The 13,900-nt window shown below is 72.5% G+C and carries 11 protein-coding genes and 1 tRNA gene; 4 read left to right on the forward strand and 8 right to left on the reverse strand.

Features of this window, described 5'->3' with window-relative positions:
* Nucleotides 1-142: 142 nt before the first annotated feature.
* Nucleotides 143-218: transfer RNA gene (locus ASD10_RS00940), tRNA-Thr, on the reverse strand.
* Between the two features lie 95 nt (nucleotides 219-313).
* Here ASD10_RS00940 and ASD10_RS00945 point away from each other — a divergent pair.
* Nucleotides 314-601 carry a chorismate mutase gene (locus tag ASD10_RS00945; protein WP_056603319.1) on the forward strand — a complete coding sequence of 96 codons (288 nt, stop codon included), beginning with the start codon at nucleotides 314-316 and terminating at the stop codon, nucleotides 599-601.
* A 93-nt stretch (nucleotides 602-694) separates the two neighbouring features.
* Here the strand turns inward: ASD10_RS00945 and ASD10_RS00950 are convergent, their stop codons facing one another.
* From ASD10_RS00950 to topA, 6 genes are all read right to left on the reverse strand, one after another.
* Nucleotides 695-2,215: an alpha/beta hydrolase gene (locus ASD10_RS00950; protein ID WP_056603322.1), complete on the reverse strand. Its 1,521-nt coding sequence runs from the start codon at nucleotides 2,213-2,215 to the stop codon at nucleotides 695-697.
* Complete coding sequence (locus ASD10_RS00955; RefSeq protein WP_056603325.1) at nucleotides 2,212-3,369, reverse strand: DNA polymerase III subunit delta'; 1,158 nt, start codon at nucleotides 3,367-3,369, stop codon at nucleotides 2,212-2,214. The genes ASD10_RS00950 and ASD10_RS00955 overlap by 4 nt, the downstream gene beginning before the upstream one ends.
* Nucleotides 3,366-4,010 carry a dTMP kinase gene (gene tmk / locus ASD10_RS00960; RefSeq protein ID WP_056603328.1) on the reverse strand — a complete coding sequence of 215 codons (645 nt, stop codon included), beginning with the start codon at nucleotides 4,008-4,010 and terminating at the stop codon, nucleotides 3,366-3,368. Before tmk ends, ASD10_RS00955 begins: the two co-directional genes overlap by 4 nt.
* A 9-nt stretch (nucleotides 4,011-4,019) precedes the next feature.
* A complete protein-coding gene (locus ASD10_RS00965) occupies nucleotides 4,020-5,204 on the reverse strand; it encodes a low temperature requirement protein A (RefSeq protein ID WP_056603331.1) in 1,185 nt (394 codons plus the stop codon).
* A gap of 12 nt (nucleotides 5,205-5,216) precedes the next feature.
* The gene (locus tag ASD10_RS00970) at nucleotides 5,217-7,313 is read right to left on the reverse strand and encodes a hypothetical protein (RefSeq protein ID WP_056603334.1); all 2,097 of its coding nucleotides are present in this window, start codon (nucleotides 7,311-7,313) and stop codon (nucleotides 5,217-5,219) included.
* 67 nt (nucleotides 7,314-7,380) lie between these two features.
* The gene (gene topA, locus ASD10_RS00975) at nucleotides 7,381-10,179 is read right to left on the reverse strand and encodes a type I DNA topoisomerase (protein WP_056603337.1); all 2,799 of its coding nucleotides are present in this window, start codon (nucleotides 10,177-10,179) and stop codon (nucleotides 7,381-7,383) included.
* Nucleotides 10,180-10,293: 114 nt separating this feature from the next.
* Between topA and ASD10_RS00980 the strand changes: the two genes are divergently transcribed.
* The 3 genes from ASD10_RS00980 to ASD10_RS00990 are packed head-to-tail and all read left to right on the forward strand — an operon-like array spanning nucleotide 10,294 to nucleotide 12,947.
* Complete coding sequence (locus tag ASD10_RS00980) at nucleotides 10,294-11,511, forward strand: MFS transporter (RefSeq protein ID WP_056603340.1); 1,218 nt, start codon at nucleotides 10,294-10,296, stop codon at nucleotides 11,509-11,511.
* The gene (locus ASD10_RS00985; protein ID WP_056603344.1) at nucleotides 11,508-12,005 is read left to right on the forward strand and encodes a GNAT family N-acetyltransferase; all 498 of its coding nucleotides are present in this window, start codon (nucleotides 11,508-11,510) and stop codon (nucleotides 12,003-12,005) included. The genes ASD10_RS00980 and ASD10_RS00985 overlap by 4 nt, the downstream gene beginning before the upstream one ends.
* A 33-nt stretch (nucleotides 12,006-12,038) precedes the next feature.
* The gene (locus tag ASD10_RS00990; RefSeq protein ID WP_056603347.1) at nucleotides 12,039-12,947 is read left to right on the forward strand and encodes an ATP-binding protein; all 909 of its coding nucleotides are present in this window, start codon (nucleotides 12,039-12,041) and stop codon (nucleotides 12,945-12,947) included.
* Between the two features lie 24 nt (nucleotides 12,948-12,971).
* Here ASD10_RS00990 and ASD10_RS00995 read toward each other — a convergent pair whose 3' ends face one another.
* On the reverse strand, nucleotides 12,972-13,841 hold the full coding sequence (locus tag ASD10_RS00995) for a maleylpyruvate isomerase family mycothiol-dependent enzyme (RefSeq protein WP_056603351.1): 870 nt from the start codon (nucleotides 13,839-13,841) through the stop codon (nucleotides 12,972-12,974).
* Nucleotides 13,842-13,900: the final 59 nt, after the last annotated feature.

The following is a 13,900-nucleotide window of genomic DNA, read 5'->3' on the forward strand; positions in this document are numbered from 1 at the left end:
CCCACCTGCCCCTTCGGGGTGGGTGGGCTCCGTCGTGCCACGTGGGAACAACGCGACCAGGTGTGGGGCGAGCGGCCGGCCCCCCACGCGAAAGACCCCGGGCCGACGCGGTCCGGGGTCTTGGTCGTCATCGTGCCGTGCGTGGAGCCGCCTGTCGGAATCGAACCGACGACCTTTTCATTACGAGTGAAACGCTCTACCGACTGAGCTAAGGCGGCCACGGTCCGCCGGGGATCGCCCGCCGAACCGAGAGAAACTCTACCCCGTGCCGACCCGGGGCACACACCGGGCCGGTCACCGTAGACTCGCACGCGTGACTGACACGACGCGCGCCGAGCTCGAGGAGATCCGCGCCAGCATCGACAACATCGACGCGGCACTGATCCACATCCTGGCCGAGCGCTTCAAGTACACGCAGCGCGTCGGACGTCTGAAGGCCGAGCACGACCTCCCGCCGTCCGACCCGGCCCGCGAGGAGCGTCAGATCACCCGGCTCAAGGGCCTGGCGCTGGACGCCGACCTCGACCCCGCCTTCGCCGAGAAGCTGCTGAACTTCATCATCGCCGAGGTCATCCGGCACCACGAGGACATCCGCGGCTGAGCCGACTCCCTCGGAGGACGACGGAGAAATCGGGACTTGTCCGCGTCGGCGCGGACGAATCCCGATTCTCGGGTCAGCGACCCAGCGGGCCGATCAGCAGGTCGTGACGGCCTTCGGGACGGTTCCGTCGGCCAGGTAGGAGTCGACGGCCCGGGTGATGCACGAGTTGCCCGACAGGTAGGCCGTGTGGCCGTCGCCGTCGCGCGTCAGCAGCACGCCCGAGTCGAGCTGCTCGGCCAGCGCCTCGGCCGACTCGTACGGGGTCGCCGGGTCGCGGGTCGTGCCGACCACGACGATCGGCGGGGCGCCCTTGCCGTCGATCTGAGGCAGCGGGTTGGCCGACTCGATGGGCCAGTCGGTGCAGCCGAGCGCGCCGAAGGCCAGCGCCCGTCCGAACACGGGTGACTCCTCGACGAACCGGGGGGTCTGCTTCTCGACGTCGGCCAGCGTCAGCCCGCCGGGGCTGTCGAGGCAGTTGACGGCGCTGATGACCTGGCCGCCGTTGCTCGCGTACGTGCCGTCGGGCTTGCGCTCGAAGTAGGCGTCCGACAGGGCCACCAGCACCGAGCCGTCGCCTTTGAAGGCCGCGGTCAGGGCCTGGGTGAGGTACGGCCACGTCTCCTTGTCGTACAGCGTCACGGCGACGCCGTAGAACGCGAGACCCTCGGTCAGCTCGCGACCGCTGCCCCCCGGCAGCGGCTTCGCGTCGAGCTGCTGCATCAGGTCGGCGATCTTGGCGACGCCGGCGTCGGCGTCGTCGCCGAGCGGGCAGTCGTCGGACGTCACGCAGTCGGCGGCATAGGCCGCGAGCGCCCGCTGGAAGCCCTGGGCCTGCGCGAAGCTCGACTCGACGGGACCGAGCGTCGGGTCGACCGCGCCGTCGAGCACCATGCGACCGACCTTGTCGGGGAACAGCTCGGCGTAGACCGCGCCGAGCTCGGTGCCGTACGAGGCGCCGAACCAGTCGAGCGTCCTGCGACCCAGCAGGGCGCGGACGACGTCCATGTCGCGGGCGACCTCGACGGTCGACACGTGGGCCGCCAGCTCGCCGGAGTTGGCCAGGCAGGCCTCGCCGAGCGCGGTGCCCGCGGCGCGGGACGCCGCGATCTCGGCGGCGTCGTCGGGATCGGGGTCGCCGGCCGCGTAGGCGTCGAACTTCTTGTCGGACAGGCACGTCAGCGGCGAGCTGAGCCCGACGCCGCGCGGGTCGACGCCGACGACGTCGGCCGAGCGGCGGACGTCGTCGCCGAGCGAGCTCTTCATGGTGGCGGCGAAGTCGATCGCCGACCCGCCGGGACCACCCGGGTTGACGAAGACGCTGCGCGTGCTGTCGCCCGTCGCGGGGTAGACGACCATGCGCAGCCGGGTCGTGGCGCCGTCGGGCTCGTCGTAGTCGATCGGCACCGTGACCCAGGCGCAACGGCCGCCGTCGCAGTCGGACCACGTGAGGTCCTGCGTGTAGAACGACGACAGGCCCTCGGGCGCCCCGGCCTTCAGCGGCGTCGGCTCGTCGAACCCGCCCGACGAGCGGGTCGCGAAGGCGGCGTAGACGGCGACGCCGACCAGCAGCGCCAGGACGACGGAGAGCACGAGGGTCGTGCGGGCACGGGTCATCGACGGAGTCCGATCATCATGCTCTCGAGGGCGAGCAGCGGGGCGGCGTTGGCGGTGAGGGCGGCACGGCACTCGACGATGGCATCGATCGCGCCGATGGTCGACTCGGGCGTCCACATGCGGGCGATCTCGTGGACGTCGTCGGCGACGTCGGCGTTGACCAGCGCGGCCCCGTCGGTGCACTGCACCGCGAGGACGTCGCGGCAGAACGACAGCAGGTCGAGCAGCACGCCGTCGATCGCATCGCGCGTCAGCCGGGTGCGGCGGCGCTTCTGGTCCTTCTCGAGGGTCGCGGTGGCACCCGCGTAGCCGGGGGGACGGCGGCCGCGCTCCTCGACGCCCCACGCCTGCCGGACGTCGGCGAGCTCGCGCTCGTCGGCGGCGTCGCAGAACGCCGCGGCCCGCGCCGTCGCCTCGTCGCTGACGCGCTGCGCCGCCGACATGCAGTCGCCGAGGCCGCGGATCGACAGCGGGATCGACAGGATCATGCGTCGCCGCTGGCGGGCGTCGGCGTCGCGCGCCAGACCGCGCGCCCGGCCGATGTGGCCCTGCGACGCCGCCGCGACGGCCTGGGCCATGGCCGGCTCGACGCCGTCACGCTCGACCAGCAGGCGGGCGATCGCCGCCGTGCCGGGCGTGCGCAGGACGACCGAGCGCGACCGCGACCGCAGCGTGATCATGACGTCGTCGGCCGCGGGCGCGCAGAGCATCCAGACCGTGTGCTTCGACGGCTCCTCGATCGCCTTGAGCAGCGCCGCGGCGGCCTGATCGGTCAGACGGTCGGCGTCCTCGACGATCAGCACCTGCCAGCGGCCCAGCGCCGGCCGCAACGACGACGCGCGCACGTACTCGCGGATGCCGTCGACGCCGATCGTCAGCCCCTCGGTCGTGATGACGGTGATGTCGGGGTGGCTGCCCGCCATGGCCGTCGTGCAGGAGTGGCACTGCCCGCAGCCGCCGCGCTCGCACTGCAGCGCCGCGCCGAAGGCCAGCGCGGCGTTGGACCGCCCCGAGCCGGGCGGGCCCGTGAAGAGCCAGGCGTGCGTCATCGAGCGGCCGTCGCCCGACGCCGAGGCCACGGCGCTGCGCAGCGTCTCGACGACGGGCTCCTGACCGACCAGATCGGCCCACACCGACGTCGTCGACGTGGTCACGGGGCGCCGACCTGCGCGAGCCACGGCTCGACGGCGGCGCGGACCTCGTGGTGGATCTCGTCGGGCGTGCGGCCCGCGTCGACGACGAGGTAGTGCGCGGGATCGACCGCCGCGAGGTCGAGGAAGTGCTGGCGCACCCGCTGGTGGAACGCCAACGGCTCGGACTCGATGCGGTCGGCGCCCTCGAACCGCGTGTGGCCGATCGCCGGGTCGATGTCGAGCACGATCGTCAGGTGCGGGCGCAGCTCGGACGTGGCCCAGCGCGCTACGGCCTCGAGCTCGGCGACACCGATCTCGCGACCGGCCCCCTGGTAGGCCAGCGTCGAGTCGACGTAGCGGTCGGTCAGCACCACGGTGCCGTCGGCCAGTGCCGGCAGCACGACCCGGTCGACGTGCTCGGCCTTGTCGGCGGCGTAGATCAGGGCCTCGGTGCGGGGCGACAGCACCCCCGTGTCGTGGTCGAGCACGATGCGGCGCAGGACCTGCCCGACGTCGGTGCCGCCGGGCTCGCGGGTCAGCAGGACGGGGTGGCCCAGGCCCTCGAGCCACTCGACGAGCAGCGCGGCCTGCGTCGACTTGCCGGCCCCCTCGCCGCCTTCGAGACAGAGGAACAGCCCGGTCTCGGTGAAGAGGGGATCCATGGGGCGAGCCTAGTCGGCGGCACCGACGCGGGCGACGCCTGCACCGGCGCGATCGTCCGACGTCAGCACCAGCTCGGACGTCAGCAGCGCGACGCAGATCAGCCCGACCCACAGCTCCGACACCGGCACGAACGTCACGGCGACGCACGCGGCGATCGCCGCCGCGAACGGCCCCGCGGTGCGGATCGAGGGATCGTGCAGGCGGACGTTCACGACCCACAGCGCGGCCAGCGCGGCAGCCACCGGCCCCGTCACGAACGCGCTGCTGACGACGTCGGACACCTCCGCGTGGTGGCCGTAGAAGGCGATGCGCGCCGACAGCCCCACTCCCACGGCGGCGGCCGCGCCGAAGATCACGTAGTGCCCGAAGCCCCAGACGTAGCCGACGTCGTTGCCGGTCAGGACGTCGCCGTTCTCGCGGGCGAAGTACAGCCACCAGGCGCAGAACGTCACGAGGACGCCGCCGGCGACGACGAACCACAGCTCGACCGGCGGATCCTGCTCGGCGAAGGCGGCCTGGAGGGCCAGCGTGACCGACAGGATCGTCTCGCCCAGCACGATGATGAAGAACAGCCCGTAGCGCTCGGCGATGTGGTGCGGGTGCCACGGGGTCGTGCCGGCGCGCTCGGCCCACACCGGCACGGCGAAGTCGAGCGCCACCAGGACGACGAACAGCCACACGGGGATGTCGCGGGCCGTGACGACCAGCGCGACGACCCAGCCCAGCTGGACGGCCGCCAGCCCGCCGACGTACCGCAGTGCCGTCGTCCGCCGCTCGGGGTGCCCGGCGGCGGCCCGCAGCCACATCAGGACGAGGCCGACGCGCATGATGACGTAGCCCACGACTCCCAGCGTGAAGTCGTGGTCGAACATGCGGGGCACCCCGGCGGCGAGCACGAGCGAGCCGAAGACCTGCAGCAGCGTCAGGACGCGGTGCACCGTGTCGTCGGGGTCGTACGCCGAGCTGAACCAGACGAAGTTGAGCCACGCCCAGAAGATCGCGAAGAACGACGCGGCGAACCAGATCAGCCCGTGGGCCACGTGCCCCTCGGCGATCTCGTGCTCGAGCGTCAGCGCGCCCTGGGCGATCGCGACGACGTAGCAGAGGTCGGTGAACAGCTCGAGCGGCGACGCCACCCGGTGCGCCTCGTGGGGATCACGGGGGCTCAGTGGCCTGACGAGAGCGCGCATCATGGGGGGAGTCTGTCAGTCCACGCCGTTGAGCACGTCGACCGCCGACAGGAGGTCGCCCTGGTCGTAGTTGTCGACCGCGACGAAGTTCGGCAGGCGGCCACGCTGGTCGCGACACTGCTGCAGACGCGGCAGCAGGACGGGCTCGGCGTTGACCTCGCGCGCGTCGGTCACCCGCGACGAGTAGTTGCTGAGCCAGTGGTTGACCAGGAAGAGGGGCGCGTCGGCGGTGCCGCGGAACGGCTCGCAGCTGAACTGGTCGGCGCTCGTGAACGAGAACGGCGTGTCCTGCACCTCGGTCCTGCTGTCGATGAGCCACGGGGCCTGCGCTCCGCCGCTGGAGTTCTCGAGCAGGAAGACCACGCGGCGTCCCGACGCGATCATCTCGCCCAGGGTCGGCCACGGCTCGCCCGCCGCCGGGACGTGGACGTACGGCATCAGGCCCGCGCGCTCGACGAGTGCCGCGGTGTCGGCGGCCGAGACCTCGTCCTGGACGAAGAACGTGACGACCTCGCGCGGGTGCCGGTCGAGCCATCCCTTGACGTCCACCATGAGCGGCTCCCACTTCGTCGAGCCGAGCTCGCAGAGCGCGTGGCACAGATAGGGCTCCGCGCGGCCGGTCGGGGTCAGGCTCAGGGAGTCACGCAGGCGCAGGGCGCTCTGGACGAGCTCGGGGCCGTACGTCGCCTCGGCCTCCGCGAGGCCGGCCGAGCGGCTCTCCTCGGTGTTCGCGACGACGCCGGAGCGCTGCGTGCCCTGCCCGTTCCAGCTGTCGACGAGGAGCACGCGGATGCCGTCGTCGAGCTGCCGCAGGATGCCGTGCGGCTGCTCGCCGAGGAACCACCCGGGCTGGTCCGCCGCCGACATCGAGTTGTGCGTCGCGGGGAAGGCCACCTGGTCGAACCGGCGGTCGCACAGCTGCACGTGACCGTTGCACGCGTCGTCGCCGGCGGCGACAGTGGCGGCGACGGGGAGGTCGTCGCTCGCCGGCAGGGCGGCGACGACGAGCAGCGCCACCAGCGCCACGCCCGCGACGACCGCCACGACCGGACGTCCGCTCCTCGGGGCCGCCCCCGACGGACGGCCCGCGCGCTCCAGCACCGCCAGCACTGCCATGCGTCCCAGCACCTGGGCCCCGCTGAGCGCCAGCAGGAACCCGACGACCGCTCCCACCACCCCGACCACGAGGACGGGACGCAGCACCAGCAGGACGCCCGCACCGAGCATGATCGCCGCCCGCAGCGCCTCGGCGGCGGGATCGGCGCCGCGGTCGAGCAGCGCCGCGCGACCGCGGCGCAGCAGCGTCGCGGGCTCGAGGGCGGACCCGCGACTGCCGGCCGCCCGCAGCACGAGCCCGACGGCCGCCGTGAGGCCGGCCGTCCACCACAGGGACCCGTCCAGCTCACCCCACGCCGCGCGGCCCAGGGCCCCGGCCAGCGACCGGTCGTCGGCCTGCGACGCGGCCAGGCTCCCGGCGACGAGCAGCAGCGCGACGAGCCCCGACGCCGCCAGGGCACCGGCGCCGACGTGGCGCACGGCCGAGCGCCAGCCCCGCTCCCTGACGCGTCCCGCCACGACGATCAGCGTCACGCCCAGCAGCGGGCACAGCCAGGCCAGCAGGTCGACGAGCCGAGCGGCGTCGACCACCCCGTCGGACGCGCTCTGCCCACCGATCGACGCCAGGGTCAGGTCGAGGTCGCGCGGGATGACGGCCTCGGTGCTGGGCGACACCGTCGTGATCGCCGCGACCAGCAGCGCTCCGACGTCGGCGAGACGCAGCACGACCTGGTCGTCGTCGTCCGACGTGAGGGCCTGGTGCAGCGGGGTGACCGTGGTGCGGACGACCGGCCCGAGCGCCGGGCTGGCCACCAGCGCGGTCGAGGCCGACTCGATCAACGGCCGCAGACCCGTCAGGTCGGGCTGCTGCTCCAGCAGCCGGTCGGTGACGAGCAGCCCGAGCTGCCGGGCCACCGCCGGGTCGGCGCGGACCGCGTCGACGTGCTCGGCGAAGCGGTCACCGTCGAGCACCTGACGGTTGACGACGCCGGCGACGAGACCGACCGCGAGCAGGAGCGACCCGGTGACGAGCAGCAGACGGGCCAGCACCCTCATGAGACGACCTCCGGCGACGACGGCGAGGTCGCCACCTCGCACTGTAGACCCGCCGGGGGTCGGGGCGTCAGGCCTTCTCGGCGGCCGTCTTCCTGGTCGTCGTCTTCGTGGCGCCGGTGGTCTTGGCGGTCGTCTTCTTCGTCGCCGTCTTCTTGGCCGCCGTCTTCTTGGCCGCGGTCTTCTTCGCGGGGGCCTTCTTGGTGGCGGCCTTCTTGGTGGTCTTCTTGGCGGTCGTCTTCTTGCCGCCCTTCTTGGCCGGCCCCTTGGCGCGGCGCTCGGCCAGCAGCTCGAAGGCCCGCTCGGGCGTCAGCGTCTCGAGCGAGTCGTCCTTGCGCAGCGTCGCGTTGTACTCGCCGTCGGTGACGTACATGCCGAACCGGCCGTCCTTCGCGACGACGGGGCTGCCGCTGACGGGGTCGTCGCCGAGCTCCTTGAGCGGGGCGGCCGCGGCCTTGCGTCCGTACGTCTTGGGCTGGGCGTAGATCGCCCTGACCTCGTCCTCGGTGATCGTGAGCAGCTGGTCCTCGCGCTCGAGCGAGCGCGAGTCGGTGCCCTTCTTGAGGTACGGGCCGTAGCGGCCGTTCTGCGCCGTCACCTCGACGCCGTCCTCGACGTAGACGACGCGCGGAAGCGTCAGCAGCTGCACGGCCTGCTCGAGCGTGATGGTGTCGAGGTCCATGTCCTTGAACAGGCTCGCGGTGCGCGGCTTGTCGGCCTTCTTGGCACCGTCGGGCAGCGCCTCGGTGACGTAGGGGCCGAACCGGCCGTTCTTGGCCGTGATCGCCAGGCCCGTCTCGGGGTGGTCGCCGAGCTCCTTCTCCAGGCCCGAGGGCGTGGCGAGCAGCTCCTTGGCCTTGTCGAGCGTCAGCTCGTCGGGCGGCAGGTCGTCGGGCACGTTGGCGCGCGTCGGCACCTCCTTGCCGTCGTCGCCCTTCGTGAACGGGGGGCCCTCGACGTACGGGCCGTAGCGGCCGACGCGCAGGTCGATGCCCTCGCCGAGCGGGAACGTCGCGAGACCGCGGGCGTCGATGTCGGGCAGGTTCTCGATCAGCCGCTTCAGGCCGGTGTTGCCCTCGCCGCTGCCGGTCCAGAAGCCCTGCAGGACGTTGAGCCGCTCCTCGCGGCCGTTCGCGACCTCGTCGAGGACGTCCTCGAGCTCGGCGGTGAAGTTGTAGTCGATCAGCCGCGGGAAGTGCTGCTCCATGAGCCGGATGACCGAGAACGCGATCCAGGCCGGCACGAGGGCCGTGCCCTTCTTGTAGACGTAGCCGCGGTTCTGGATCGTGCCGACGATCGAGGCGTACGTCGACGGCCTGCCGATCTCGCGCGTCTCGAGCTCGCTGATGAGCGAGGCCTCGGTGAAGCGCGACGGCGGCTTGGTCTCGTGCCCCGCCTTGCCGAGCTCGGCGGCCGTGACGGTCTGGTCCTGCGACAGGTTCGGCAGCTTGGTCTGCTGGTCGTCGCCCTCGGCGTCGGCGTCGTCGTTGGACTCGACGTAGGCCTTGAGAAATCCGTAGAACGTGATGGTGCGGCCCGACGACCCGAACACGACGTCCTCGCCGGACGTCGCGGTGGCGCCGATGCGGATCGACACCGAGTTGCCCTTGGCGTCGTTCATCTGGCTGGCGATCGTGCGCTTCCAGATGAGCTCGTAGAGGCGCAGCTCGTCGCCGCTGAGGCCCGTCGCCTGGGGCGTCTTGAACTTCTCGCCGGCCGGGCGGATGGCCTCGTGGGCCTCCTGCGCGTTCTTGACCTTGCTGGCGTAGGTGCGCGGCTTCTCGGGCAGGTAGGCGTCGCCGTAGAGCTCGAGCACCTGGGCGCGGGCCCCGTCGAGCGCGGTCTGCGACAGCGTCGTGGAGTCGGTGCGCATGTAGGTGATGTGCCCGTTCTCGTACAGCCGCTGCGCGACCTGCATCGTGCGGGCGGCACCGAAGCCGAACTTGCGCGAGGCCTCCTGCTGCATCGTCGTGGTGCGGAACGGGGCGTAGGGCCGCCGCGTGTAGGGCTTCTCCTCGACCGAGCGGACCGTGAACGGCTGGTCGGCGAGCGCGTCGGCCAGGGCGCCGGCCTGCGTCTCGTCGAGGTGGGCGACCTTGTCGGACGTCAGCGCGCCGGTGTTGTCGAAGTTCGAGCCCGACGCGATCCGCTTGCCGTCGACGCTGAACAGCTTGGCCGGGAACTGGCGCGGGTCGAAGCCCTCGCCGGCGTCGAACGTCGCCTCGAGGTCCCAGTACGACGCGACGCGGAACGCCATGCGCACCCGCTCGCGCTCGACGACCAGGCGGGTCGCGACGGACTGCACGCGGCCGGCGGACAGGCCGCTCATGACCTTCTTCCAGAGCACCGGGCTGACCTCGTAGCCGTACAGGCGGTCGAGGATGCGGCGGGCCTCCTGCGCGTCGACGAGGTCCATGTCGATGTCGCGGGGGTGGGCGATCGCGTACTGGATCGCGTCCTGGGTGATCTCGTTGAAGACGATGCGCTTGACCGGCACCTTGGGCTTGAGCTCGTCGAACAGGTGCCACGCGATGGCCTCGCCCTCGCGGTCCTCATCCGTCGCCAGGACGAGCTCGTCGGCGTCCTTCAGCAGCTTCTTGAGCTTGGTCATCTGCGACTTCTTGTCGGCCGAGACGACGTAGATCGGCTCGAACTCGGAGTCGATGTTGACGCCCAGGCGCGCCCACGACTCGCCCTTGAAGGCGACGGGGACCTCGTCGGCACCCCGTGGCAGGTCGCGGATGTGGCCCACGGAGGCGTCCACGACATAGCCGTCCCCGAGGTAGCCCGCGATGCTGCGGACCTTGTTGGGGGACTCGACGATGACGAGCGTGGTCACAAGAACTCCTGGGGTGGTCGGACGGGGCATACGCTAACGCGTCTCGTCAAGGAACGCCGAACCGCACTACTACAGAGCGTCGTTGATGGAATCGCGCGGCCACCGAGACGCATCGACTGTCAGCGGCCGGTGAGAGGATGTCCTGTGGCTTTCTCGGGGTATGCGCAGCTGTGGGCGGACCGTCGCGTCCGGGCCCTGCTGGTCGCGGCGTTCTTCGCCCGCATCCCCGCGATGACCGCTCCCCTGGTGCTGACGCTGTTCGTCGTGCGCGAGCTCGACGCCAAGTTCGTCATGGCCGGCGTCGTGGCCGCCGCCTCGACGGTCGGCGCGGGCATCGGCGCACCGTGGCGCGGCCGCCTGATCGACCGGCTCGGCATGCGGCGCGCGATCGTCCCGTCGATCGTCGCGGTCGCGGTGCTCTACCCACTCGCCGCCATGACGACGTCGCCGCTCGTGCTGGCCCCCATCGCGTTCCTGATGGGGCTCTTCCTCATCCCGATCTTCTCGATCGTGCGGCTGTCGCTCAGCGTCATGGTGCCGCAGGACCAGCACCGCACGGCGTTCGCCGCCGACAGCGTCATCGCCGAGGCCGGCTTCATCATCGGGCCGGCCGTCGGCGGCATCCTCGTCATCCAGGCCGGCGCCGACGTGTCGCTCGCGCTGATCGGCGCGTGCGAGGTCGTGGCCGGGCTGATCTTCTGGCGGCTCGACCCACCCACCCGGTCCGACGCCGCCCCCGACCGGAGCGCCGGCACCACGACGTCCGCGCCGGTCTCCTGGGTGTCGAGCCAGGTGCTGTTCCTGTTCCTGATCTCGGCCGGCACCATGATCGCGCTGATCTCGACCGACCTGGGCATCGTCGCCGAGCTCGACGACCTCGACCACGTCGGATCGGTCGGCATCGTCTTCGGCGCGTGGGGCCTGGCCTCGCTGGTCGGTGGGCTGCTCTACGGCGCCCTCGACTTCTCGGTGCGTCCGACCTGGTTGCTGCTGGCCCTGGGCGTGACGCTGATGCCGGTCGGCCTGGCCGACAGCGTCTGGGTGCTCGCGCTGTGCGTCATCCCCACCGGGTTCCTGTGCGCACCCACGATGTCGGCCGCGAGCGAGTGGATCGCCAAGCTCGTCCCCGAGCAACGGCGCGGCGAGGCGATGGGCTGGCAGGGCACGGCGTTCACGATGGGCGGCGCCGCGAGCTCGCCCGTCATCGGCGCGGCGATCGACGGGGTCGGTCCCTGGGGCGGCTTCCTCGTCGGCGGCTCGATCGCGACGCTCATCGCGGTCGTCGCCTTCGCGGGCCAGCTCGTGCCCCGGTGGCGGCCCGACACGGCCGGGCACCTCACGTCCTCGGGGGCACCCCGGTGACGGCCGCGCTCGTCCGCGACGCCACCGGGTCCGACGCCGCCGACCTGCTGGCGATCCACAACGAGGCCGTCCGCACGACGTCGGCGATCTGGGACGAGGACGAGGTCGACCTCGCCGACCGCGCGGGCTGGCTCGACGGACGCCTGTCGGCCGGTCTGCCCGTGCTCGTGGCCGAGGTCGACGGACGCGTCGTCGGCTACGCCTCCTACGGGCCGTGGCGTCCCCGCTCGGGATACCGGCACACGGCCGAGGACGCCGTCTACGTGCTGGCGGCGCACCACGGGCAGGGCCTGGCGGCGAGGTTGCTCGACGCCCTCCTCGACCGTGCCCGACGCGACGACCTGCACCGCATGGTCGCGATGATCGAGTCGGGCAACACCGTCTCGATCGGGCTGCACGAGCGCCGGGGCTTCCGGGTCGTCGGGCACCTGCCGGAGGTCGGCCGCAAGTTCGACCGGTGGCTCGACCTGACGATGCTGCAGCTCGATCTCTGACGAGACCGGCACCGCAGGCCTAAACTGACGCCCGTGGTCCCTCGCACCCCCGATCCGGTCGTCCCGCCCGACGGGGTCGACGGCTGGGCCACATCGGCGCTCGACGAGCTGAGCCGTCTGCCGGGCGTGGCCCGCGCCGGGGTCGCCGTCGTCGAGGGCGGCGGACGACGTCTGCTCTTCACCGCCAGCGACCGCCCCCGCGGCGCGACCCACGAGTGGTGCCATCTCGACGCGTTCGCGACCGCCCCGCTCAACCACGCGATCGCGACGGGCGACCTGGTCGGCGAGGCCCTCGCCGACCTCACCGCCCGGGACCGTCGGTGGGCCGACTTCGTGGCCGCTCAGCGCGACACCCCCTACGTCGCGGTGGCGGTCGTGCCGTTCGCCGACGAGCAGCGCGCCCCCGGCGGCTTCGTGCTCTACTACGAGCGGTCCCAGGCGTTCGACCCGGCGCAGCGCGCCGACCTGCGCGAGACCGCCGAACGTCTCGGTCGCGCGCTACGGACGATCCTGCGGCCGGCCGCCGGCCCCGCCGTCGCCCCGCACCGACCGATGCCCGGGACCCTCGTCGCGGAGCACGAGATGCCGGCGGACGCAGCGGGGGTCGGCGTGGCCCGACGCTTCCTGCGCGAGACCCTCACCGACTGGAGCGTGGCCGCCGACGCCGCCGACCGGGCCGTCCTGTGCCTGTCGGAGCTGGCCACCAACGCCCTGATCCACACCGGCGGCGGCTGCCACGTGCGGGTCGAGCTGCTCGACGGCGTGCTCACGACGCGCGTGCACGACAACGGGGCGACGGCCGAGCCGCGGGTGCGCGCCACCCACGACCCCCTGCCGGGCAACGGGCACGGGCTTCGGCTCGTCGACGCCCTGGTCGACGACTGGGGACGCACGACCGACGCGCACAGCGCCGCCGTCTGGTTCGCCCTCGCGGTGTCGTAGCCGCCGACAGGGTCGATGCGGAGCTCAGCGGTTGAACAGACCGCCGAGCGTCTTCGCGGCGGTCTTGAGCCCCCGGCCACCGGGCAGTCCCGGCACCTGGTCGATGATCGGCGTCAGCGCCAGCAGGCCGCCGAGGTGCTTGACCTTGAGATGGCGCAGCGTCACGAGCCGCACGGGGTCGGCCCGACCCGCCGAGGCCTCGAGGAGGTCCTCGGCGCTGCCCGACACCCGGGGCCCGTGGGCGGAGCCCTCGACCAGGTCGACGGTCCAGCCGCCGTCGGCCCGCGACGCGAACGCCCACGACGCCTCGTCGGCGTCGATGCCCACCGACGCCTCGATCCCCTCGCGGGCCGCGAGGCAGCCGGTCGTGTCGGCGAGCGCGGCGACGCCCGAGGCCAGCAGCCGCGGGTCGACGTCGGCCCGCACCGCATCGGCGACGTCGAGGGCGTGCAGCGCGAGCTCGTAGCAGCCGGCGTGCACGAGCGTCAGCAGCGGGACCGGGCCGAGCTGGCTCGCGACGGGCTCCAGACCGGCCGCGGTGCCGACGGTCGACGACAGCACCTCGACCACGGCGTCGCGAGACGCCTGCAGCGCCGCCAGGATCTCGTCGGCGGACGCGTCGCCGTGCGCCACGATCATCGCGGCGTTGACGGCGTCGGGGTCGAGCGGCGTGTCGACCGCGTCGGTGCCCCGCGTCTCGAGCGCCGCGCGCAGCGACGACTCGCCGTCCCACGTGCCGAGGTGCAGCACGACGTCGCGCACGGTCCAGCCGTCCAGCCGGGTGCGGGCCGACAGGTCGACGTCGGCCACCAAGGCGATGAACGCGTCCCAGCTCGCGGTCACCGCGGCCGGCAGGTCGTACGCGTCACTCGTGGCCAGTCCCTTGTCGGTCATCGGTCGAGCATCCCAAGGGACACCGGGGCACGCATCCGCAAGCGGCCGTCGACGGGAGG

Source organism: Aeromicrobium sp. Root472D3, assembly GCF_001426485.1.
In the GTDB taxonomy this organism is placed as follows: Bacteria; Actinomycetota; Actinomycetes; order Propionibacteriales; family Nocardioidaceae; genus Aeromicrobium.